The 20,975-nt window shown below is 63.0% G+C and carries 21 protein-coding genes; 11 read left to right on the top strand and 10 right to left on the bottom strand.

Translation table 11 applies throughout. The features are described from left to right. The first annotated feature begins 38 nt into the window (after positions 1–38). Genes ABIB57_RS02725 through ABIB57_RS02745 form a run of 5 tightly spaced genes read left to right on the top strand, consistent with a single transcriptional unit; the run spans position 39 to position 4,175 of the window. Positions 39–986 (top strand): ABC transporter permease, encoded by a 948-nt coding sequence (locus ABIB57_RS02725; protein ID WP_354038752.1) that lies wholly within the window; start codon positions 39–41, stop codon positions 984–986. Beyond that, positions 983–1,831 carry an ABC transporter permease gene (locus tag ABIB57_RS02730; protein ID WP_354038299.1) on the top strand — a complete coding sequence of 283 codons (849 nt, stop codon included), beginning with the start codon at positions 983–985 and terminating at the stop codon, positions 1,829–1,831. The genes ABIB57_RS02725 and ABIB57_RS02730 overlap by 4 nt, the downstream gene beginning before the upstream one ends. Then, positions 1,828–2,628 carry an ATP-binding cassette domain-containing protein gene (locus tag ABIB57_RS02735; protein ID WP_354038300.1) on the top strand — a complete coding sequence of 267 codons (801 nt, stop codon included), beginning with the start codon at positions 1,828–1,830 and terminating at the stop codon, positions 2,626–2,628. The genes ABIB57_RS02730 and ABIB57_RS02735 overlap by 4 nt, the downstream gene beginning before the upstream one ends. Beyond that, positions 2,625–3,368 carry an ABC transporter ATP-binding protein gene (locus ABIB57_RS02740; protein WP_354038301.1) on the top strand — a complete coding sequence of 248 codons (744 nt, stop codon included), beginning with the start codon at positions 2,625–2,627 and terminating at the stop codon, positions 3,366–3,368. The genes ABIB57_RS02735 and ABIB57_RS02740 overlap by 4 nt, the downstream gene beginning before the upstream one ends. A gap of 15 nt (positions 3,369–3,383) precedes the next feature. Continuing rightward, positions 3,384–4,175, top strand: coding sequence for a DUF1684 domain-containing protein (locus tag ABIB57_RS02745; protein ID WP_354038302.1), 792 nt, complete (start codon positions 3,384–3,386; stop codon positions 4,173–4,175). A gap of 24 nt (positions 4,176–4,199) precedes the next feature. On the opposite strand, the gene ABIB57_RS02750 is transcribed toward ABIB57_RS02745, so the two are convergent. From ABIB57_RS02750 to ABIB57_RS02770, 5 genes are all read right to left on the bottom strand, one after another. Then, positions 4,200–4,745, bottom strand: coding sequence for a flavin reductase family protein (locus tag ABIB57_RS02750; RefSeq protein WP_354038303.1), 546 nt, complete (start codon positions 4,743–4,745; stop codon positions 4,200–4,202). Positions 4,746–4,950: 205 nt separating this feature from the next. Next, positions 4,951–5,937 (bottom strand): oxidoreductase, encoded by a 987-nt coding sequence (locus ABIB57_RS02755; protein WP_354038304.1) that lies wholly within the window; start codon positions 5,935–5,937, stop codon positions 4,951–4,953. Between the two features lie 232 nt (positions 5,938–6,169). Beyond that, positions 6,170–6,811 carry a ThuA domain-containing protein gene (locus ABIB57_RS02760; protein ID WP_354038305.1) on the bottom strand — a complete coding sequence of 214 codons (642 nt, stop codon included), beginning with the start codon at positions 6,809–6,811 and terminating at the stop codon, positions 6,170–6,172. 21 nt (positions 6,812–6,832) lie between these two features. After that, positions 6,833–7,933, bottom strand: a complete 1,101-nt coding sequence (locus tag ABIB57_RS02765; RefSeq protein ID WP_354038306.1) for a Gfo/Idh/MocA family protein — start codon at positions 7,931–7,933, stop codon at positions 6,833–6,835. 15 nt (positions 7,934–7,948) lie between these two features. Further along, positions 7,949–9,178 (bottom strand): ROK family protein, encoded by a 1,230-nt coding sequence (locus ABIB57_RS02770; RefSeq protein ID WP_354038307.1) that lies wholly within the window; start codon positions 9,176–9,178, stop codon positions 7,949–7,951. 232 nt (positions 9,179–9,410) lie between these two features. On the opposite strand from ABIB57_RS02770, the gene ABIB57_RS02775 reads away from it, so the two are divergent. The 3 genes from ABIB57_RS02775 (at position 9,411) to ABIB57_RS02785 (ending at position 12,591) form a co-directional block, all read left to right on the top strand. Further along, complete coding sequence (locus tag ABIB57_RS02775) at positions 9,411–10,706, top strand: extracellular solute-binding protein (RefSeq protein ID WP_354038308.1); 1,296 nt, start codon at positions 9,411–9,413, stop codon at positions 10,704–10,706. Between the two features lie 72 nt (positions 10,707–10,778). Beyond that, entirely contained in the window at positions 10,779–11,720 is a 942-nt protein-coding gene (locus ABIB57_RS02780) for a carbohydrate ABC transporter permease (protein WP_502914336.1), read from the top strand. Further along, complete coding sequence (locus ABIB57_RS02785) at positions 11,713–12,591, top strand: carbohydrate ABC transporter permease (protein WP_354038309.1); 879 nt, start codon at positions 11,713–11,715, stop codon at positions 12,589–12,591. The genes ABIB57_RS02780 and ABIB57_RS02785 overlap by 8 nt, the downstream gene beginning before the upstream one ends. A gap of 344 nt (positions 12,592–12,935) precedes the next feature. Here ABIB57_RS02785 and ABIB57_RS02790 read toward each other — a convergent pair whose 3' ends face one another. The 4 genes from ABIB57_RS02790 to ABIB57_RS02805 form a co-directional block, all read right to left on the bottom strand. Beyond that, positions 12,936–14,003, bottom strand: a complete 1,068-nt coding sequence (locus ABIB57_RS02790; protein WP_354038310.1) for an ABC transporter ATP-binding protein — start codon at positions 14,001–14,003, stop codon at positions 12,936–12,938. A 106-nt stretch (positions 14,004–14,109) separates the two neighbouring features. Then, complete coding sequence (locus ABIB57_RS02795; RefSeq protein WP_354038311.1) at positions 14,110–14,877, bottom strand: pyrroline-5-carboxylate reductase; 768 nt, start codon at positions 14,875–14,877, stop codon at positions 14,110–14,112. A gap of 107 nt (positions 14,878–14,984) precedes the next feature. Continuing rightward, positions 14,985–16,217 (bottom strand): hypothetical protein, encoded by a 1,233-nt coding sequence (locus tag ABIB57_RS02800; protein ID WP_354038312.1) that lies wholly within the window; start codon positions 16,215–16,217, stop codon positions 14,985–14,987. Beyond that, positions 16,208–16,780, bottom strand: a complete 573-nt coding sequence (locus tag ABIB57_RS02805; protein WP_354038313.1) for an SH3 domain-containing protein — start codon at positions 16,778–16,780, stop codon at positions 16,208–16,210. Before ABIB57_RS02805 ends, ABIB57_RS02800 begins: the two co-directional genes overlap by 10 nt. Before the next feature lie 147 nt (positions 16,781–16,927). On the opposite strand from ABIB57_RS02805, the gene ABIB57_RS02810 reads away from it, so the two are divergent. The 3 genes from ABIB57_RS02810 (at position 16,928) to ABIB57_RS02820 (ending at position 19,573) form a co-directional block, all read left to right on the top strand. Then, positions 16,928–17,368, top strand: a complete 441-nt coding sequence (locus ABIB57_RS02810) for a hypothetical protein (protein WP_354038314.1) — start codon at positions 16,928–16,930, stop codon at positions 17,366–17,368. A gap of 160 nt (positions 17,369–17,528) precedes the next feature. Then, positions 17,529–18,134, top strand: a complete 606-nt coding sequence (locus ABIB57_RS02815; RefSeq protein ID WP_354038315.1) for a TRAP transporter small permease subunit — start codon at positions 17,529–17,531, stop codon at positions 18,132–18,134. After that, positions 18,131–19,573: a TRAP transporter large permease gene (locus tag ABIB57_RS02820; protein WP_354038316.1), complete on the top strand. Its 1,443-nt coding sequence runs from the start codon at positions 18,131–18,133 to the stop codon at positions 19,571–19,573. The genes ABIB57_RS02815 and ABIB57_RS02820 overlap by 4 nt, the downstream gene beginning before the upstream one ends. 187 nt (positions 19,574–19,760) lie before the next feature. Here ABIB57_RS02820 and ABIB57_RS02825 read toward each other — a convergent pair whose 3' ends face one another. Next, on the bottom strand, positions 19,761–20,867 hold the full coding sequence (locus ABIB57_RS02825) for a TRAP transporter substrate-binding protein (RefSeq protein ID WP_354038754.1): 1,107 nt from the start codon (positions 20,865–20,867) through the stop codon (positions 19,761–19,763). Between the last annotated feature and the right edge of the window lie 108 nt (positions 20,868–20,975).

Raw genomic sequence — 20,975 nt, forward strand, 5'->3', positions numbered from 1 at the left:
CGAGCCGGCGAAAGGGGCTGCCTATTCTCAGCTATATCCTGCGCCGGCTCGCCATTCTCATCCTGTCCTTGCTGCTCGCCTCGGTGGTGCTGTTCGCCCTGCTGCGCCTGCTGCCGGGCGATCCGGCCAATGCCCTGCTGGGCGTTGGCGCCACCGCCCAGCAGATTGCCGCGGCAAAGGCGCAGGTCGGTTCGGACCTGCCGCTGACCGAGCAATTTGTGCGCTTCGTCTCCAGCCTCGCCCGATTCGATCTCGGCACCTCCTTCGTCAGCCAGGCGCCAGTCGGTGCTGAAATCCTCGACCGGCTGACGGTGACGATTCCCATTACGCTGCTGTCGTTTGCACTCGCCATCGTCCTTGCCGTGCCGCTGGGCATCGTCGCCGCGGTCAAGGCGGATCGCTGGTATGGCGGGGTGATTTCGGTCGTGTCGCAGCTCGGCATCGCCATTCCGGTTTTCTGGGTCGGCATCCTGCTGGTCACCGCCTTTGCCATCAATATTCGGCTGTTTCCCTCGGGCGGGTTTCCCCGCCACGGCTGGGCCGATCCACTCGGCGCGCTGCGCAGCCTGACGCTGCCCGTGCTGACCATTGGCATCGTCATGGCCTCGTCGCTGCTGCGCTATGTGCGCTCGGCGACGCAGGATGTGCTCGGCAGCGATTATCTGCGCACCGCGCGGGCGCTGGGATCTGGCTACACCGAGGCACTGCTGCGCCATGGCGTGCGTAACGGCGTGGTGCCGATCATTTCCATCCTGGGGATCGAGCTGGCCTCGACCTTCCTCGGCGCGGTGGTGGTGGAGAAAGTGTTCGCCCTGCCCGGCCTCGGCTCGATGCTGCTGCTGGGCATTTCCCAGCGCGATTATCCCAATGTGCAGGGCGTGCTGTTCGTCTCGACACTGCTGGTGCTGTTGATCGGCTTCGTCGCCGACTTGGTACAACGTCTGGTCGATCCACGCCTGCGCGACCGCGCGGTGGGCTCGCCATGAGCGCGGTGGCCGCGATACCCGCTCGCAAGTCACGCCGCTCGTGGCTATTCGCCATCGGCCTGATCCTCGTGGGCATCAATGTTGCCGTCGCGCTGCTGACGCTGGTCTGGTTGCCCTATGATCCGTCGAGCACTGCTGGCGGCCGGCTGGAAGCGCCATCGCTGCTGCATTGGGCGGGCACGGACCGGTTGGGCCGCGACCTGTTCACCCAGATCATGATCGGCTCCCGCATCGCCCTGATGGTGGGCGCCGGCGCGGTCGCCATTGGCGCGGCCATCGGAGTCACCCTCGGCGTGCTCTCCGCCTTCGCAACCCGCCTGCTCGACGACGCCTTCGCGGCGGCCTTCGATATCCTGATCGCCTTCCCTACCCTGTTGCTGGCCATGCTGGTGGTGGCGGCCAGCGACACGGCAAGCCTGTGGTCGGCGATCGTGGCGCTGGGCATCGCCATTTCCGCCATCGTGGCCCGGCTGACGCGCATCCTGGCCAAGCGGGTCATCGGCATGGATTACATCACCGCCGCCCGCACCTCCGGCACTTCGTGGCCAAGAATCGTCGTCAAGCATGTGCTGCCCAATATCTGGCCAACCCTGCTGGTCAATTTTGCGCTGCAATTCGGCCTCGCCGTGATCGCCGAAGCCTCGCTGTCTTACCTCGGCCTTGGCGCGCCGCCGCCCAATGCGTCGTGGGGGCGGTTGCTGCAGGAGGCGCAAGGCACGGTTTACACCGCCCCGTTCGGCGCCATCGCACCCGGCCTGGCGCTGCTGGTCCTGGTGATCGGCATCAACCTGTCTGCCGATGGCCTGCGCGACATCGGCGACCCGACCCGGCGAGGCTCACGATGAGCCTGTTGTCGGTCGAAGGCCTGACGATTTCCACGGATGGCCGCGCTCTGGTCTCCGACCTGTCATTCGCCGTTGGCGCGGGCGAACGCATGGGCCTGATCGGCGAGTCGGGCTCCGGCAAGTCGCTGACGGCCATGGCGATCACCGGCCTCTTGCCGCGCAACATCGTCGCCAGCGGCTCGATCACGCTGGACGGCCAGCAAATCATCGGCGCCTCCGAGCGCAGCCTTGGGCAATTGCGCGGCAGCGCCACGGCGGTCATTTTCCAGGAGCCGCTTACAGCGCTCGATCCGCTGATGCGGCTGGGCCGGCAAATCGAGGAACCCCTGCGCCGGCGCTATCGCCGCGAGGGCCTCGACCCGAAAGCCATCAAAAACGAAGTGCTCGAACTGATGGAGCGCGTTGCCCTGCCCCAACCGGAGCGCATCGCCGCCGCCTATCCCTACGAAGTCTCCGGTGGGCAGCGGCAGCGCGTGGCGATCGCCATGGCGCTGGCCTGCCGGCCCAAACTGCTGATCGCCGACGAGCCGACGACAGCGCTCGACGTGACCACGCAGGCCGAAATTCTCAAGCTGCTGGATAGCCTGGTGCGCGACCTGGGCATGGCGCTACTGTTCATCAGCCACGACCTGCCGGTCGTCGCCAACGTCGTCGATCGGCTGACCGTTTTGCGCAATGGCAAGGCCGTGGAACAAGGCGCTGTGCGCGATGTGCTCGGCGCGCCCAAGAACCCCTATACCAGGACCCTTGTCGAAGCCGCGCGCGCCTTCGATCAAGCGCTGGGGCGCACGCCATGATCCTCTCCGTCGACCATGTCAGCTTCAGCTACACCCGCGACCGGCAGGTGCTGGACGATGTCAGCCTGACGGTGCAGCGCGGCCGCAATCTCGGCATCGTCGGTGAATCGGGCTCGGGCAAGACCACGCTGCTGCGTCTGCTGCTGGGCCTCAACCGCCCGACCAACGGCACCATCCGCTTTGGCGAACAGGCATTGGACACCCGCGATCGCGGCTTCATGCGCGCCTATCGCCGCTCGGTACAGGCCGTGTTCCAGGACCCCTATTCCTCCCTCGATCCGCGCCAGAACGTGTTCGGCATCATCGCCGAGCCTTTGCAATCGCTGGATATCGCCGTGCCCCATCGCGAGGCCGTCGAAGCAGCTTTGGTCTCCGTCGGGTTGCCGCCCGACGCGATGAACCGCTATCCGCATGAATTTTCCGGCGGCCAGCGCCAGCGTATCGCCATCGCCCGCGCCATCGTGGCGCGCCCCGAACTGGTGCTGGCCGACGAAGCGGTGAGCGCCCTCGACCTCTCGACACGCATCCGCATCGTTGAACTGCTCAAGACGCTCGGCCTGAAGATGACGCTGGTCCTGGTCTCGCACGATCTCGGCGTCGTCGCCTCGCTGTGCCAGGACATCGTCATTCTGGAGCGTGGCCGGATTGTCGAGAGCGGCAAGACCCGCCAGATTCTCGACAACCCCCAGCATCCCTACACGCGCAAACTGATCGACAGCGCTCCGCGCATGCCGGCCTGAACTTTGGTGGATCCCATGGCTTCTGATTACGACGCGACGATCAAGGACTGGCAGGCGCAGCGCATTGCCCATCTCACCGCAGAGGACGGCTGGCTCAACGTCATCGGCCGGTTCTGGCTCGAAGACGGCACGGCCACTGTCGGCTCAAGCGATGACAATGACATCGTCCTGTCCGCCGGTCCCGCCCGGCTCGGCAGCATCACGCAGGACCAGACCGGCGTAACATTCCAGCCCGCTGAAGCTGGCGCCGCGCCCATCGTGCTCAAGATCGATCCGGCCAATCCGCCACGCTTTTCCCTCGGCTCATTGCGCCTTGAAGTGACGACCATGGATGGCCGCAACGCCTTGCGCGTGCGCGATGTCGATGCGCCGGAGCGCGTGAACTTTGCCGGCCTGCCCTATTTCCCGACCGACCCAAGCTGGCGCAAGACCGCTGAGTGGGTGAAGCTGGATGAGCCCGTGCAAATGGATGTCGATACCGTGGCGGGCATTCCGACAACGGTTTCCATCACCCGCAAGGCCGTCTTTACCCATGATGGGGTCACATACGAATTGCTGCCCACCCATGGCACGGCGGCCAAACCACAATTCGTATTGCGCGACCTGACCTCAAAGAGCGAAACCTACGGCGCCTCGCGCTTTCTCTACGGCGCGGATCTGACCGACGACACCGTCGTGCTGGACTTCAACAAGGCGTTCAATCCGCCCTGCGCCTTCACGGTCCATGCCGTCTGCCCGCTGCCGCCACCCGAAAACATCCTGCCCATCCGCATCGAAGCGGGAGAGCAGCGCCCAAAGGGGCACTAGGCAGCGCGGACGAGACGCACGAGCTTACTGGCCGTTGATGTGACGATAGCTGCCGTGCCAATAGATCAACGGCTGGGCGTCGCCGCGCGTGGTGACGGCGCGAACCCGGCCGATCAGGATCGAATGGGAATGCCGATCGATGGCCTCTTCCAGTTCGCAATCGAGCACCGTCAGGGCATCGGCCAATGCCGGGGTGCCGGTGACCAATTCCTGCCACTGGCCGCCGAGGTAGCGATCGGCGCCCTTAATCCCGCCCCGGCCGGAAAAACGATCGGCTATGTGCTGCTGGTCATGGGCGAGGACGTTGACCGCGAAATGGCCATGGCGCTGCAGGGTCGGCCAGGACGACGAGCTCCGGTTCAGGCTGACCAGGATCGAGGGTGGATCGATCGACAGCGACGACACCGAGGTGGCGGTGAACCCGGTCCGGTCATCACCCTTGCCCACCGTAATGACGCTGACGGCCCCGGCCAGATGGCGCATCGAATCCTTGAAACTGTCGCTGTCGACTGAGGACAGCAGACCGGGATCAAAAGAGGGCGTCAGGGCAGCCAGATCAAGCACGGACATAGAGTTTTCTTCCCTTCGAACAGGCATAGCGGCGACATGGCAATACGACCACGTCGGGCCCGTCTCGCGCGAGAGCACGCTTTGCGAATGCTCCGCGACTGGGACAAATCTCTTGCCCAGAGGGGAGGACCACTAGAATTGAAATCTACAAAACGACAATGTCTATGTTTTTAGTAGAATATAGACATTGCGGCGCACCGGCGCATCAGGGCTTTACCAAGGTCCGCCCCTGCACCTGTCCCGCCAGGATATTGCGCGCGGCCTGGGGCAATTCGGCCAAGCCAATTTCGTGGACGAAGGGTTCGAAAGCTGTGGGGTCGAAGAGCGCGGCGAGACGGGCCCAAGCCGGGACGCGCGTGGCATAGGGTTGCATGACGCTATCGATGCCGAGCAGCGCGACGCCCCGCAGGATGAAGGGGAGCACCGTGGTGTTGAGCTCAATGCCACCGGCATTGCCAAAGGCAGCAACGGCGCCGTGGGTTTTGACCTGCTTGAGCACTTTGCCCAGCATGGCGCCGCCGACCGTATCGACCACACCCGCCCAGCGCGCGCTTTCGAGCGGCTTGTCCGGCGTGCCCATCACGTCGTCGCGGCCAACGACCGTGGTCGCGCCGAGCTGCCGCAGGCCCTCCGCCAGGTGCGGGCGGCCGGAGACCGCGACGACCTGATAGCCGAGCTTGCCGAGGAGGTGCACTGCGATCGAACCGGTGCCGCCCCCTGCCCCGGTCACCAGCACTTCGCCATCGCCGGGGGTGAGACCACTGGCCTCGAGCCGCTCGATGGCGCGCATGGCGGTGAACCCTGCAGTGCCCAGCACCATGGCGGTGCGGGTGGACATGCCCTTGGGCAGCGGCACCAGCCAGTCGGACTCAAGCCGCAATTTTTGCGCATAGCCGCCCCAGCGGGTTTCCCCGACGCGCCAACCGGTGAGGATGACCTGGTCGCCGCGGGCATAACGGGGGTCAGCGCTGTCGAGCACGGTGCCCGAGGCGTCGATACCGCCGACGTGGGGGTAAGCGCGAACGATGCCCCCACCGCCGGTCAGCGCCAGTCCGTCTTTGTAGTTGAGACCGGACCAGTCGACCGAGATCGTCACATTGCCGTCCGGCAGGCGAAATTCGTCCAGCGTCTGGACGCTGGAGGTGATGGCGCCGGTATCGGATTTTTCGGTGAGGAGGGCTTGGAAGGGCATGGGGATTTGGGCTCGCGGGGCGGCTTCAGAGCCCCACCCTAGCGCTGCCCACAAGGGGGAGGGAACCGGTTTTTTGGCGAAGCACCTCTCCCTTCGGGGGAGAGGTCGGAGAGCGAAGCGATCCGGGTGAGGGGGCCTTCCCCAGGTACCTCACCCAGTAAAGGCCCCCTCACCCGACCCAAGCGGGTCGACCTCTCCCCAAGGGAGAGGTGAAGGGCCCTCGACGATTGTTCTACCGAGCTGCCCAGTTCATGCCGCGACGCAGAATCGTGTTCATCTGCGGCACCTTGAATTCGCTAGAGACGTGGCCGAGCGAGGAATAGAACACGCGGCCCTCGCCATGCTTGCGCTTCCACACCACCGGCATGGTGACGCCGTTGATCCAATAGGCGTGATCGCCATTGAAGGTCGTGGTCGCCAGCACCTCGTTGGAGGGGTCGACATGCATATAGTACTGCTCGGAATGATAGGCGAAGCTCTCGATGCCGGCCATGACCGGGTCGTCCGAGCGGGTGACATCGACGCGGTAGTCGATGATGTTGCCGGGGTGAGCCACCCACTGGCCGCCAACCATGAACTGATAATCAACAGCGTCGCGGAAGGCATCGCCCATGCCGCCGTGATAGCCGGCGAGACCCACCCCGCCCTGCACCGCGGCGACGAGGTTGGACACCTCCTCCTTCTCGATCTTGCTCATGGTGAAGATCGGCACGATCAGGCTCAAGTCCTTGATCGAGGGATCGGCAAAAGCCTCGGTGGTGTTTTCCACATAGACCTTGAAGCCGTCTTCTTCGAGCATGGACTTGATGATGGCGGCGCATTGTTCGGGCTCATGCCCGCTCCAGCCACCCCAGACGATCAGTGCTTCGCGCATAGTCTTCTCCTCAGAATATTCTTAGCCCAGCCGGCCGTTGACCAGCGATTCCGATAGCGGCGCCGGGCGGGTGACCGGCGTGGTGATGTCGACGACCCGGCCCGATTGCGACGAGGTCTCGAACGCTTCCATCACTTCGAGCACGTGCAGCGCCAAGTCTCCACTGGCCCGGTGCGGGCGATTGGAGACGATGGCGTGCGCCATGTCGGCCAGCCCGATCGAGCGGTAATTGCCCTCGCCCGCATAGGGCATGTCGGTGTCGACATTGGCCCATTCGCCGCCCTTTTTCAGCAGCTCGATCTGGCCGCCGAAATGGTTGGGATCGGGCACGATCAGCGTGCCTTCGGTGCCGTAGATTTCCAGCGGCACATGCTTGTGGGCGGCGACGTCGAAGCTCATCGTCACCTGTACCACGGCGCCGTTGACGAACACGAGCGTGCCCGAAACATGGGTTGGCACATGGGAGGGGATGACCTCGCCGTTGCGTTCCTTGGAGGTGATGGTGCGGGTCGGACGCACCATGGTGCCAAAGCCCGAGACCTTGGCGACGGGGCCGAGCAGGTTCACCAGATCGGTGATGTAATAGGGACCCATGTCAAGCATCGGGCCCCCACCGGCTTCGTAGTAAAACGCCGGGTTGGGGTGCCAACGCTCATGGCCGGGGCACATGAAATAGGCGGTGCCGCCGACCGGCTGGCCCAGCGTGCCTTCATCGACGATGCGGCGCGAGGTCTGGTGGGCGCCGCCGAGGAAGGTGTCTGGCGCCGAACCGACGCGCAGGCCCTTGGCCTTGGCGGCGGCGAGCAATTTCTGGCCCTCGGAGAACACCACGCCGAGCGGCTTTTCCGAATAGACGTGCTTGCCGGCCGCGATGGCGCGCAGGCCAACATCGACATGCGCATTGGGGATGGTCAGGTTGAGAATGATATCGATCGACGGATCGGTGAAGATATCGTCGAGACCAACCGCCTTGAGGCCGAATTCGTCGGCCCGCGCCTTGGCGGCCGCCGGGTTCATGTCCGCGACGGCGCGGATATCGAGAATGGGGAAATCCTTGCTGGCCTTGAGGTAGGCCGCCGAAATATTGCCCAGGCCGATAATGCCGATACCAACTTTATCCATGAGTGATCTCCCCACTTATTTTTCTGAGAATTCGATTGCAGTGCTGCGCCGCGCCGGGCCGGTTGTGCCCCAGGGCGAGCCATAAAGTTCGCCCAGCGCCACCGCTGCCGCGCCGCGCGCCCACAGCTCGTCGCTGACCTCGTCGATGACGATCTGGGCGACGTTCTTGAGTGGTTCGGGAATAGCCTTGGCGAAGGCGATCCGCAGCGAATCCAGCAGGTAATCGCCGAGCGCTAAAGTTGAGCCGACGAGGATCACGCGTGGCGGCGCGAACAGTGCGACGAGGTTGGCGATGGCGATACCCAAAGCCGAGCCGGCCCGGGCCGCCGCGATGCGCAATTCGTTATCGCCCTCTTCGATCAGGCCACGCACGCGCCCCATACCCTGCCCCAGCCGAATGGCGTCGCGGACCCGCGAGTCGCCGTGGTCGCCATCGAGAATGGCGCGCTCACTGGCGAGTTCGGAGAGTTTGATGGCGTGTTCGGGGTCCGAGCCCATGATCATGTCGCCCAGCGTCAGGCTGAGTTCGCGGGCGCCGCGGAACAGTTGGCCGCCATGCAGCACGCCGAGGCCGAGGCTCTCCTCGATGGCCACCAGTACGAAATCGTCGCAGTCGCGGCCGCGGCCGAACCAGTGCTCGGCCATGGTGATGGCGTTGGCGTCGCTTTCGACGATGGTGTCGATATCGAGCCGTTTGTGGATGGCTTCCTTGAGCGACACGTTGGGATCGCGGAATATGGCGCTTGAGCGCACGCGCCCGGTGCCATGTTCGATAATGCCCGGCAGCGACAGAGCTACGGTCTTGATTTCGTTGAGCGCCAGACCCGCGTCCATGACGCAGCGGCGCACGCCATCCTCGACCAGATCGGCAATGACCTCGACCGGCAAGCGATCCACACGCACCGGCAAAGTCAGGCTGGCCAATACGTCGCCCTGGAAATTGGTGACGCAGAACACCAGCCGGTTGGAGGCGATCTTGGCGCCGACGACCCGGGCCGCTTCGGGGTTGAGCGTCAGCATGACACGCGGCCGGCCGCGATTGCCGCTATTGCGCAGGTCACCCTCGTGGCGGGTGGAAATCAACCCATCATCGAGCAGCGAGGCGGTGATGGCGGAGACGGTGGTGGCCGAAAGCACGGTGCGCTCGCCGATCTCGACGCGCGAAATCGCCCCGAACCGCCGAATGGTATCGAGAACGTGGAAGCGGTTGATCGCCCGCATCAATTCGGGGTCGGCGGTCTTCATCGGGCGGCAATAACTCGGTTCGTCCCCTCGCAGCCGCAATTACAACGCGACGCGAATTAAGTGCGGTGGTTGTAGCCGTGGGTTTGGCCGGGACGCAAGAGCAAAACGCCCAATATCCGGCAATTTCGTCGGCAGATGCCGCACCGTTTCGAGCGGGGCCTTGACAGATCGACAAAGCCGCGCCCTATTTAATGCGCATCAAGGACAAATATGTCCATGCGGGAGGATTACCATGAAATTGCATTTTGGCCGCGCCACGCGGCGTACGTTTATGGTCGCGCTGAGTGCGATCGCACTGACCGCCGGTGTGTCCGCATCCTATGCGGAAAGCACCATCAAGTGGATGCATCTGGAGCAGAACCCCGAACGCCTCAAGACCTGGCAGGATATTGCGGCAGCCTATGAAGCCAGCCATCCGGACGTCAAGATCGAGTTCCAGTTCCTCGAAAACGAGGCCTTCAAGGCCAAGCTGCCGACGCTGCTGCAGTCGGACGATGCGCCGTCGATCTTTTACACCTGGGGCGGCGGCGTGCTGAAGGAGCAGTCCGAAACCGGTAAGATTCGCGATATAACCGCCGCGATGGATGCCGATGGCGGCGCTTGGCGCAATTCCATCTCGCCGGCTGCGGTGGATGGCCTCTCGGTCGACGGCAAGGTCTATGCTGCGCCGTTCCAGTCGGGCTTGGTGTCGTTCTTCTACAGCAAAGCCCTGTTCGAAAAAGCCGGGATCGACGCGACCACGATCGCAACCTGGGCCGATTTCACGGCCGCCGTTCAGAAGCTCAAGGATGCTGGCATCACGCCGATTGCCGGTGGTGGTGGCGACAAGTGGCCGCTCCACTTCTATTGGAGCTACCTCGCTATGCGCGAGGCCGGCAAAGCCGGGTTCGACGCGGCGAAGGGTGGCGAAGGTTTCCAGGGCGAGGCTTTTCTCAAGGCCAGCCAGTTGATGGCGGACCTGGGCAAAATGGAACCCTTCCAGGACGGTTATCTTGGCGCCAACTGGAACGATACGCAGGCCGTGTTCGCTGATGGCCGCGCGGCAATCCTGTTGGGTTTCCAGGATACCCCCACCCCCCAGACCCAGGCTAACGCCGCGACCGATGGCAAGGGCCAGCCACCCGAAAATCTCGGTCGATTTGCCTTCCCCCTCGTTGAGGGAGGCGCCGGAGTGATCACCGACGACTTCGGCGGCCTCAATGGCTGGGTTGTGTCCACAGCGGCGCCGCCGGAAACCGAGGACTTCCTCAAGTTCTTCACGAACGTGGATAACATGAGCATGATGGCCGAGAAGAACGGCACACTTCCCACCACGCTGGGTGCGGATGTCGGCGTCAAGGATGCGGCGCTGGCCGATAGCGCAGCGCAGATGGCCAAGGCCACCTGGCATCAGAACTTCCTGGACCAGGACCTGGGCCCCAATGTCGGCCGCGTCGTCAACGACATGTCCGTTGGCATCGTCTCGGGCGAAGTCTCGCCCGAGGATGCCCTGCAGCAGATCCAAGACGCATTCTCGATGGAAATGTAATCCCGAACACCGCCGCGCCGTCTTCGGATGGCGCGGCGGGTTTTTCGTTTTATGCAGGAGCGACCGGCCGCAATGAGCCAGATCACTACCGCGAGCGGCGTGTCAGCGCGTCCCTTCAGCTTTCTCGGGCTTAGCCGCCGCCGGCGTTCGCAGATGCGCGGCAAATGGCCGGTGCTGGTGCTGTTCCTGCCGCCGGCGCTATTGCTGTTCACCGTCTTCGTCATCCTGCCGATGGGGGAAGCCGCATGGTATTCCTTCTTCAACTGGAACGGCTATGGCCTGCCGACCCAGTGGATCGGCTGGAAGAATTACGAGCTGGTGTTCAAGCAGAGTGCGTTCCGCAACGCGCTGGTCAATAACGGCCTGATCATCCTGATTTCGATCTGTATCCAGGTGCCGCTGGCCATGTGGCTGGCCACCATGGTCACCAGAAACATCAAGGGCGCGACGTTTTTCCGCCTGATCTTTTTCCTGCCCTATGTGCTCGCCGACGTGGCCGCGGGCCTGATCTGGCGCTTCGTCTATGATGGCGAATTCGGCCTCGTGGCCAATATCGCGCGCGCCTTCGGGCAAACGCCGCCCTTCTGGCTGGCCGACAAGCAGGTGGCGTTTTACGCGGTGCTCGCCGTCATCGTCTGGAAGTATTTCGGCTTCCACATGATGCTGTTTATCGCCGGGCTGCAGTCGCTCGACAAGAGCGTGCTGGAGGCTGCCGATATCGATGGCGCCACCGGCTGGCAGAAATTCCATCGCGTCACCCTGCCCCTGCTCGGCTCGACGGTTCGGCTGTCGATCTTCTTTGCCGTGGTCGGCTCGCTGCAATTGTTCGACATGATCATGCCGCTCACCGGCGGCGGTCCGTCCAACTCCACGCAGACGCTGGTGACCTTCCTGTTCTCGTTCGGCGTGATGCGCATGCAGGTCGGCTTCGGCTCGGCCGTGGGCGTGATCCTGTTCATCATCTGCGTCACCCTGGCGTTCAGCTACAAGCGGGTTTTCATGAAAAATGACTGAGCTGACCGCACAACCGATCGACGCCGCGACCGCCCCCACTGGCGGCCGCCGGCTCAATGCCAAGACGCAATCCTATCTCTACGCCTGCCTGATCGTCGTCGCGGCAATCGTCGTCGTGCCCCTGCTCACCACGGCCTTTGGTGGCTTCCGCACTATCGGCGACCTGCGCGGCAATGCCTTTGGCATCCCGAAGGAATGGATCTGGTCCAACTATGGCGACATCCTGTTCAGTCAGCGCTACTGGCTGCAAATGGGCAATTCGCTGCTGATCGCAGCGCTGACCGTTTTCCTGACGCTGATGTTGGCAGCCATGGCGGCCTTCACCTTCGCGCATGTGAAATTCTTCGGCTCGGACTTTTTACTGAACTACTTCCTGGTGGGGCTGATGTTCCCCGCCGCCACCGCCATCCTGCCGCTGTTCATCCGCATCCGCGACCTTGGCCTGCTCGATACCTATTGGGGCGTGGTGCTGCCGCAGGTGGCGTTCGGGCTGGGCATGAGCATTTTGCTGTTCCGCAACTATTTCCGCAACCTGCCCACCGAATTGTTCGACGCGGCGTTTGTCGATGGCGCGGGCTATTTCCGGTTTTTCTGGCACATTTCGCTGCCGCTGAGCCGACCAATCATCGCCACGGTTGGGATCATCTCGTTCGTGGGGAGCTGGAACAGCTATATCCTGCCGCTGATCATGCTGAACTCGGAAAGCAAGTATCCCTGGCCGCTGGGCATCATGGTCTACAAGGGCGAGTTCGCGACGGACTGGCAGTTGATCCTGGCGTTTATCACGCTGACGATCCTGCCCACCGTGATCGTGTTCTTCGCCGCGCAGAAGCACATCATCGCGGGGCTGACGGCGGGGGCGGTGAAGTAGGCTTGAGAGCCGCCCCAATCTCGGTGTCACCCCGGCGCAGGCCGGGGCCCATCCCGAGGTGTAGGACTACGCGCGAGCTTTCGTTCGGCGACCTCGCGGCTACTAAAATATCTTGGATAGTTCCGGCCTGCGCCGGAATGACACCGTGGGTTCGGAAACGTTGCTGCCGTCGACGACTCGTCGAGTGAGCGGCATCGATGCCCCAACCACGGTCCTTCCCGCAGACTTGATCCGCGGGCCTCCCAAAGCGCATGCCGTGTTGTGAACGGCCCGCGGATCAAGTCCGCGGGAAGAAAGGGAGGGGAAGAAGCGAAGGCAGTGCCGTAGCGCTGCCTGCCGCGGCTTTAAGCGCTGACCCGCATACCGCTCGCCGCATCAAACACATGCACCTGTTCGCGGCCGGCGCGGACGCTCAGGCGGCTGCCGGCGTCTACGTCCACGGCGCCGCTGACCACTACGGTGATCGCACGGCCCCCGATCTGCAAATTCACAAAAGTCTGCCCACCGGTGGGCTCGACATAGTCGACATCGCCCTCGATCACCGTGCCCGGACCATCCAGCAGCAAATGCTCGGGCCGCAGGCCGATGATGACCGCCTGCCCCGCTGACACCGCCCCGCCCGGTACGAAATCGAACACAACCCCTTCGGGTGTTTTCGCCTGACCCGGACCGACGATGCTGGCATCGAGGAAGTTCATCGACGGCGAGCCGATAAAGCCGGCGACAAACACATTAGCCGGGTGTCGATACAGCTCCATCGGCGTGCCCGATTGCTGGATCACGCCCTTATCGAGCACCACGACACGGTCGGCCAGGGTCATGGCCTCGACCTGGTCGTGGGTGACGTAAATCGAGGTCACGCCGACCTTCTTGTGCAGCGCCTTGATTTCGCCGCGCATCTGCACGCGCAGCTTGGCATCGAGGTTGGACAGCGGCTCGTCGAACAGGAACACGGAGGGATCGCGCACGATGGCGCGGCCCATGGCGACGCGCTGGCGCTGGCCGCCCGAGAGCTGGCTGGGTTTGCGGTCGAGCAGCGGTTCCAGTTCCAGCATGCGAGCGGCGTTGGCGACGCGCTTGGCGATTTCGGCCTTGGGCTTGCCGGAAAGCTCGAGATTGAAGCTCATATTGCGCGACACGGTCATGTGCGGATAAAGCGCGTAGGACTGGAACACCATGGCGATATTGCGCTCGCGCGGGGTGAGGTCGTTGACGACCTGATCGCCGATAGCAATCTCGCCGCCGGTGATGTCTTCAAGCCCGGCGATCATGCGCAGAATGGTGGACTTGCCGCAGCCCGAGGGGCCAACCAAGGCGACGAATTCGCCCTCGTCGACATGCAGGTCGATGCCCTTGATAACCGAAACGGTGCCGTAGCCCTTTTCGATATTGCGCAAATCCAAAGATGCCATTGAACCGTCTCCGCCCTGCTGGCCATTACCAGTCTATTGGGTGAGATATTATTTGGATTACGCAGAAAATCAACGGCGTAGTCACCAGCCTATCGTCTAATTCGCCTCATCGGCCTTTGACGCGGGCAAACAGCCCGTCCAGCCCCTCGGTGTAGCTCTGCTGCGCGCCGGTTTCATCCAGATGCCGGCGTAGCTGCTCGTTGAGCCCTCCCGGCGTGGCGTAGTCGCGCACCAGTTGAGCATAGCCCACTTCGGGATTGGCTGCGGCCGCGGCGGCGAGCCCCACCCCAAGCTGGGTCAGGTAGGCCCGCGATTGTTCCGGCGGAATGCCCTTTGCCACCAACCAGCTGTCGATATTGGCCATGATGGCGAAGTGGGCGCTCATGGTGGCGCTGGCGATGGTCAGCACATCGATATCGTCCTCGCTGGCCAGCGTGATGGCGCGGCCAAGCCGGTCGAACAGCGCTTCGATCTCCGGGTCCGCCGGGTAAAGCAAAGTGCCCCCCAGCCCACTGGCGACGAAGGGCAGCGGCACTGCGCGGCGCAATCGCCCGGCCGGTTCAACCAATTCCGACAGGCGGCGCATCGAAACGGTGGCAACGAGGCTGATGACGCGGTGACGCGGCTCGAAGCGCAAGTCCGCCATCACCTCGGCGACGACCTGCGGCGTGACGGCGATGAACACTGTATCGCATTGGTCAAGCACATCCTGGTTGGAGGCGGCGATCTGCACATTGGGAAAGCCGGCAGCCAGCGCGGCAGCCAGTTCCGCATTGCGCGGCGACAGCACGATCGGCCGATCGTCCCCGTCCCGCCGCAGTCCCCGCACGATTGCAGCGGTGATCGTACCTGTCCCAACAAAACCCAGTGTCATCGGCAAATTCCTACAAAAATACAGGGATTTAATGCGTGCTGAAATCAATCTCACAAGCCTGGCGGTGTTCTCCTCAATGCGCAATGCCGCACGGTTCGGCTCGTTCCTCAGGCGTTCAGCGACGGAAAATAGTCGGACGCCGTATCGGTCAGCAGGTCCCTGATCTGGGCGAGCGGCATGGTGACGATGGCGCCCATGCAGGCGGCCTGGTCGATGCCGCCGATCAGGAACACAGCGGTGTCGTCCGAGGCAAAGCTGATATCGAGATGCTTGGCGATGTTCTCGTTGATCTCGCATTCGGCCGCATAATCGGCATCATAATCAGATGTCTTCGGATAGGCCGCAATGACCCAATCCGCCAATGCCTGGGTCGGATCGTTGCTGGCTGCGTCCCAGTCCTTTAAAATCCGGCTCAGATCCAGCGCGCCACCGGCACGGACATCGTAGGTGTAATAATCGATGTGATTGTGGGGCGAGGCGCCGCCGCAATAGAGGCTACCGCCCTGGCTGATGCTCATGACGGTGTCGCTGATATAGTCGACCGAAATGCCTTCCTGGTCGACGTCGCCCAGCGGGCTATAGCCATTGCCGACGCGCCGGGTATCCCAGCCACCGCTGAGATAGTCCTGGCCCAGGCATTGCAGGCCGACGAAACTGGTGGCCCAACGCTGCTGGTCAAGCATGGTGTTGACCGGAGCGATATCGCCACCGCCCGGCAGCGACACGACGCGGGGAAAGGTGAACTTGGTGCGCGGATCGACCACGTCGCGATAGGTCGCGCCGTTCATGGTCTGGAGCGGACCTTCAGTCAGCGCCACCTGCATCTTGGCATAATCGTAGGGTGTGGTTTCGGGCGTGATCGGGGCGCCATCATAGTCGTTCCAAAGGAAATAATCGTAGGAGAAGCCGTCCTCGCGGTCGTAGACCCGCTGGCCGACGCGCTTCAGCGTCACCGCGACCACGGCGGCGCCGGGCGGTTCGGCATGCCAGAAGCCGGTCAGCGTCGAGCGGTCGGCCGCATAATGGAGAATCCAGTGCGCCCCCAGCGGCGCGGCGCTGTAGTCGCCGTCCTCCGGCACCACGCAGATTTGGGGCGTACACCGCTTTTCCTCGGCCAGCTCAAACCCGTCCTTGCCCAATGCAACGAAATGCAGCGGCACGTCCGCGCCGTCGGATAGCTGTGTATAGCGGCCGAGCACTGGACCATCCTCGGGCTCGGTGAGTTCGAGGATGATGTTCTGGTCGCCGCGCGTTCCCGCGTAAGTCACGGCCGCGGCGAAAGCGGGGGCGGCTGCGAAGCCGATGATTACGGCAGCAAGGGCGACGGACCTCATGAACATGTGGTCACCTGATTTCCGCAGAGGTCGGTGATCCAGCCACGCTTGGTCTGGCCGGCTGGATTGGCCAGCGTCACCTCAAGAAATCGGCCTTCGCAGGCATGAACCGTGGCGATGTGCACATCATCCAGGCTCCACGGCGTGCCGGAGTTCATCTCCAGCGTCACCTGGGCATCAATTGATGGTGCGTCGCGCAGCCGCCAGTCCTGAATGTCAAAATCCACGAGCTTGGCCGAAACCCAACCGGGACCCTTAAACACCGTTTCCTCCAGGCCGTCGCCATACTGGCCAACAAGCGCATCGCCGATCTGGAACCAGCCATTCTCGAACTTGGTAACTTGGAACCCCGGGGTCCATTCATAGCCTGCTTCGCCATAGGCCTTGAGCACGCCGATGATGCCGTGATCGGTACCGGGTCCACTGCGCACATTGGTACCGGCCGGGTCGCTGCCATCGGCATACGCCTTGAAGTCGCAGATATTGCTGGCGGCGAAAGCGGGAAGGCTTGTTGCCAGCACCAGCATGGCGGCGAGCAGCGCGGTGACGGAGGCAGAACGCTTGGGCATGAATGCTCTATTCGAAAACTGGTGCGGCGGGACTGTCCTCGTCATCGCCCTCTGCGGGTGAACCCAGGCTGAATGAGCGGCGTGTCGGCGGTTCAACCTGAGCCCATTATAGGGGCGCTCAAGATATCATCACCGAAGGCCCTCGCCATGTATCTGCCCCCTATCGCTTTGAGCGCTGTCATGCTGCTGGCCGGTATCCTGCCTGCGGCCGCCACGGGAACTCTATCCTGCAGCGTCCAAGATCAGCATGTCGCCTTCGACATCATGGGCGTGGTGCCGCATGGTTCGGGCGATCCGCTGCTGCAATTGCGCACCGAACTGCGGGCGGGCCTTGATGGGCCGGCGGCGGATCAGCCGGTCGTGGTCTTCACCGATGCGATGCTGACGCAATATTGGTACGACGAGAACGTGCTGAACCTGCGCTTTTATACCGAAGACAATAGCGGCGCCTTTTCGTCGTCCGAATTGCTGATCACCACGCAGGCCGATGCGGAACAAGACGGCTTCTTCCCCGGCCGTTATCACGTCAGCCTCTATCGCGACGGCCCGGTCGAGATCGATGGCGAAGTGATCTGTTCAGCCGACTGACAATCGCCTCAAAGCGACGGCGAAGCGGTGTTTGAAATCGACGTGCCCTCGACCACTTAGCCGTTCACAATCCGCCATCGCGGTTTGCATTTCTCCCCAGCCATGGCAGTCTGCCCGCAAGGGGCGATAGACCCCAAGGGAGATCAGGGAGGACGATCGCGTGGCATTCGCCCTGCGCATTACCCGCATCATCGACGAAATCAGCCGCCTGGTCGGGCTGGTGGCGATCTGGATGGTGCTGCTCTCGGCGGCGGTCAGCGCCATCAATGCGCTGTTCCGCTATTCCACCGGCGCCATGCTGTGGTTCGAGCGCACCTATGGGGGCGGTGTGTTTGGCTGGCTACTCAAGCTCTACAGCACCAATTCCAACACGCTTTCAGAGTCCGTCTGGTACATGTTCGCCGCCATGGTGATGCTGGGCGGCGCCTGGGCGCTCAAGATGAACGAGCATGTCCGGGTCGACCTGATCTATGGCGCCATCAGCGAGAGGGCGCGCACCTGGATAGACCTGCTGGGCGGGCTGTTCTTCCTGATGCCGCTCTGCGTGCTGATGATCTATTTCACCTGGCCGTGGTTCGTGCAGTCCTACGTCACCCATGAGGGCTCGCTGAACGCCGGCGGGTTGATCCGCTGGCCGGCCAAGCTGATGATCCCATTGGGCTTTGCGGTGCTCGGCCTGCAGGGCATATCCGAAATCATCAAATGCATCATGGCGTTGACCACAGATTATGTGCGCGAATTCGCCTACGAGAAGCCGCTGCAATGATCGATTTCATCCGCGCCAATATGGCGCCGCTCATGTTCGGCGGCCTCGTGCTGTTTATGGTCACCGGCTACCCCGCCGCCTTCGCGCTCGCCGCCGTCGGCCTGTTCTTCGGGCTGGGCGCGATCGAACTCGGCCTGATCGCGCCCAACTTCCTCGGCAACCTGACATACCAATTGTTCGGCGTGCTCTCCAACGAGCTGCTGCTGGCCATTCCGTTTTTCACCTTCATGGGCGTGATCCTGGAAAAATCAGGGCTGGCCGAAGATCTGCTCGAGGGGTTCGGACAATTGTTCGGCGGGGTGCGCGGCGGGCTCAGCTATGCGGTGATCCTGGTGGGCGCGGTGCTGGGCGCCATTACCGGGACGGTAGCCGCCTCGGTCATCGCCATGGGGCTGATCTCGCTGCCGATCATGGCCCGTTACGGCTATAATGTCCGCCACGCTACCGGCGTCATTGCCGCCTCGGGCACCATCACGCAACTGATCCCGCCCTCGCTGGTGCTGATCGTGCTGGCCGCGCAATTGCAGGTGTCGCCGGGCGAAATGTATATCGGGGCCACCGGGGCTTCGATCGTGCAAGTGCTGCTGTTTGCCGGCTGGGTGCTGCTGCTGTCGATCATCCGCCCGCAGGATGTTCCGGCTTTGCCGCCCGAAGCGCGCACGCTGCACGGCTGGGCTTTGGCCAAGAAGGTAGCGCGCGGCATCATTCCGTCGTTGGCGCTGATCTTCATCGTGCTGGGTACGATCTTCCTCGGGCTGGCGACACCCACCGAAGCCGGCGCCATGGGCGTGGCCGGCTCGATGCTGCTGGCCTGGATGAACGGCAAGATGAGCTGGAAGCTGGTTTGGTCGGGCATGCAATCCACCATGCGGCTGACCGCAATGGTGGTGTTCATCCTGCTCGGTTCGCGAGTGTTCAGCCTCGTGTTCCAAGGCGTCGGCGGCGGCCACTGGATCGAGGCCATGTTGGCCAACCTGCCCGGCGGCGTGATCGGCTTCCTGGTCGTGGTCAACCTCTTCGTCTTCGTTCTGGCGTTCTTCCTCGATTTCTTCGAGATCGCCTTCATCGTCATCCCGCTGGTGGCGCCGGTGGCCGAGGCGCTCGGCATCAACCTCGTCTGGTTCGGCGTGATGATCTGCGCCAATATGCAGACCAGCTTCATGCACCCGCCCTTCGGCTTCGCGCTGTTCTACCTGCGCAGCATCGCCCCGAGAGAGACGGTCAAGACCCGCGATATCTATCTCGGGGCGATACCGTGGCTGGTGCTGCAACTGATCCTGGTGGCGATTTTGATCGTCTGGCCGGGGCTCGTGACAGCGTTTCTCAATGATGGTCCGGCGGTAGATCTGGATACGATCCACATCACTCTGCCCCAACAAGGTGAGGGGACCACGCCACCGCCCAAGTTCGACATGAGCGCGCCGCCGAGTTTTAACTAGCGCCTATTCGCTCCCCATTCACCGCACTTCCCGCGGACTTGATCCGCGGGCCTCCGTCGGCATGGCACAAGCGGCCAATGGCCCGCGGGTCAAGCCCGCGGGAAGAATGGTGGGGAGGAGCTATCCTGCCAAATGAAGAAGCCCGGCGCTGTTCACACTGGCCCGAATTCCTCAATCCACCTGAACCCTAAAGCGTCCCCGCCCGCTGCTGGGTCATCATGAACTGATCATAATTGTACTCCGCGATCTGTTCCCACAAATAGTGGTCCTTGCGGAACGCGGTGATGGAGTCCCAGACTTTCTTGAAGCCGGGATTGCTGCCGGACATTTCGGCATAGACCTCGTTGGCCGCCTTGAAGCTGGCTTCCATGATGTCCTGGCTGAACGGACGCAATTGCGCGCCGGCGCCGACCAGTTTCTTGATCGCGGTCGGGTTGACGAAGTCGTATTTGGCCAGCATGTCGGCGCTGACCGCCTGCGAGGCGGTCTTGAACAGGGACTGATAGGCGGGGGTCAGCTCGTCCCATTTGGCCTTGTTGATCATGGCGTGCACGGTCGGGCCGCCTTCCCACCAGCCGGGATAGTAATAATAGGGCGCGACCTTCTGGAAGCCGAGCTTTTCGTCGTCATAGGGGCCAACCCATTCGGCGGCGTCGATCGTGCCCTTTTCCAGCGCCTGATAGATCTCGCCACCGGCCAATTGCTGGGGGATCACCCCGAGCTTCTGCAACACGGAGCCGGCAAAGCCGCCAACGCGGAATTTGAGGCCTTCAAGATCGGCCACGGTGTTGATTTCCTTGCGGAACCAGCCACCCATCTGGGCTGCCGTATTGCCGCAGGGGAACGCGACGATGCCCTGCTGCGCGAAGAAGTCGTTGGAGAGCTCCAGCCCGCCGCCATAATAGTACCAGGCGTTCATGCCGCGGGCATTGAGTGAGAACGGCACCGAGGCGAACAGCGCCCAGGTCGGGTCCTTGCCCCAGAAATAATAGGCGACGCTATGGGCCATTTCCACCGTGCCAGCCGCCACGGCATCGGCCACCTCAAGGGGCGGAACCAGCTCGCCGGCACCGAACACATCGATGGTGAAATTGCCGTCAGTGGCTTCGGAGAGGTATTTCGAAAGCGTCTCGGCGCCCCCATAAATGGTGTCGAGGCTGGGCGGAAACGACGACGCCAGGCGCCACGAGACCTTGGGCTGGCTCTGCGCAATGGCGGGCGCGGCGAAGGTGGTGGCGGCAACTGCGCCGGCACCGGCGACACCGGCCTTGGTGAAAAACGAGCGACGATCCAAAACAAACCCTCCCTTGTTGCCGGGCGCGTTCGCCTCGGCGATCGGGAAAGAATACACGGCAGCGTGATCCTGTCCAGCAAGGTAATCTTTAAGGACGACAGTGGCTTG

It is taken from the genome of Devosia sp. UYZn731, assembly GCF_040546795.1.
Lineage (GTDB): Bacteria > Pseudomonadota > Alphaproteobacteria > Rhizobiales > Devosiaceae > Devosia.

What these genes read in the sequence shown, in the direction of transcription:
- ABIB57_RS02730 (WP_354038299.1), top strand. Translation starts at nt 983, where the DNA reads ATGAGCGCGGTGGCCGCGATACCCGCTCGCAAGTCACGCCGCTCGTGG.
- ABIB57_RS02735 (WP_354038300.1), top strand. Translation starts at nt 1,828, where the DNA reads ATGAGCCTGTTGTCGGTCGAAGGCCTGACGATTTCCACGGATGGCCGC.
- ABIB57_RS02740 (WP_354038301.1), top strand. Translation starts at nt 2,625, where the DNA reads ATGATCCTCTCCGTCGACCATGTCAGCTTCAGCTACACCCGCGACCGG.
- ABIB57_RS02745 (WP_354038302.1), top strand. Translation starts at nt 3,384, where the DNA reads ATGGCTTCTGATTACGACGCGACGATCAAGGACTGGCAGGCGCAGCGC.
- ABIB57_RS02750 (WP_354038303.1), bottom strand. Translation starts at nt 4,745, where the DNA reads ATGTCCGTGCTTGATCTGGCTGCCCTGACGCCCTCTTTTGATCCCGGT.
- ABIB57_RS02755 (WP_354038304.1), bottom strand. Translation starts at nt 5,937, where the DNA reads ATGCCCTTCCAAGCCCTCCTCACCGAAAAATCCGATACCGGCGCCATC.
- ABIB57_RS02760 (WP_354038305.1), bottom strand. Translation starts at nt 6,811, where the DNA reads ATGCGCGAAGCACTGATCGTCTGGGGTGGCTGGAGCGGGCATGAGCCC.
- ABIB57_RS02765 (WP_354038306.1), bottom strand. Translation starts at nt 7,933, where the DNA reads ATGGATAAAGTTGGTATCGGCATTATCGGCCTGGGCAATATTTCGGCG.
- ABIB57_RS02770 (WP_354038307.1), bottom strand. Translation starts at nt 9,178, where the DNA reads ATGAAGACCGCCGACCCCGAATTGATGCGGGCGATCAACCGCTTCCAC.
- ABIB57_RS02775 (WP_354038308.1), top strand. Translation starts at nt 9,411, where the DNA reads ATGAAATTGCATTTTGGCCGCGCCACGCGGCGTACGTTTATGGTCGCG.
- ABIB57_RS02780 (WP_502914336.1), top strand. Translation starts at nt 10,779, where the DNA reads ATGAGCCAGATCACTACCGCGAGCGGCGTGTCAGCGCGTCCCTTCAGC.
- ABIB57_RS02785 (WP_354038309.1), top strand. Translation starts at nt 11,713, where the DNA reads ATGACTGAGCTGACCGCACAACCGATCGACGCCGCGACCGCCCCCACT.
- ABIB57_RS02790 (WP_354038310.1), bottom strand. Translation starts at nt 14,003, where the DNA reads ATGGCATCTTTGGATTTGCGCAATATCGAAAAGGGCTACGGCACCGTT.
- ABIB57_RS02795 (WP_354038311.1), bottom strand. Translation starts at nt 14,877, where the DNA reads ATGACACTGGGTTTTGTTGGGACAGGTACGATCACCGCTGCAATCGTG.
- ABIB57_RS02800 (WP_354038312.1), bottom strand. Translation starts at nt 16,217, where the DNA reads ATGTTCATGAGGTCCGTCGCCCTTGCTGCCGTAATCATCGGCTTCGCA.
- ABIB57_RS02805 (WP_354038313.1), bottom strand. Translation starts at nt 16,780, where the DNA reads ATGCCCAAGCGTTCTGCCTCCGTCACCGCGCTGCTCGCCGCCATGCTG.
- ABIB57_RS02810 (WP_354038314.1), top strand. Translation starts at nt 16,928, where the DNA reads ATGTATCTGCCCCCTATCGCTTTGAGCGCTGTCATGCTGCTGGCCGGT.
- ABIB57_RS02820 (WP_354038316.1), top strand. Translation starts at nt 18,131, where the DNA reads ATGATCGATTTCATCCGCGCCAATATGGCGCCGCTCATGTTCGGCGGC.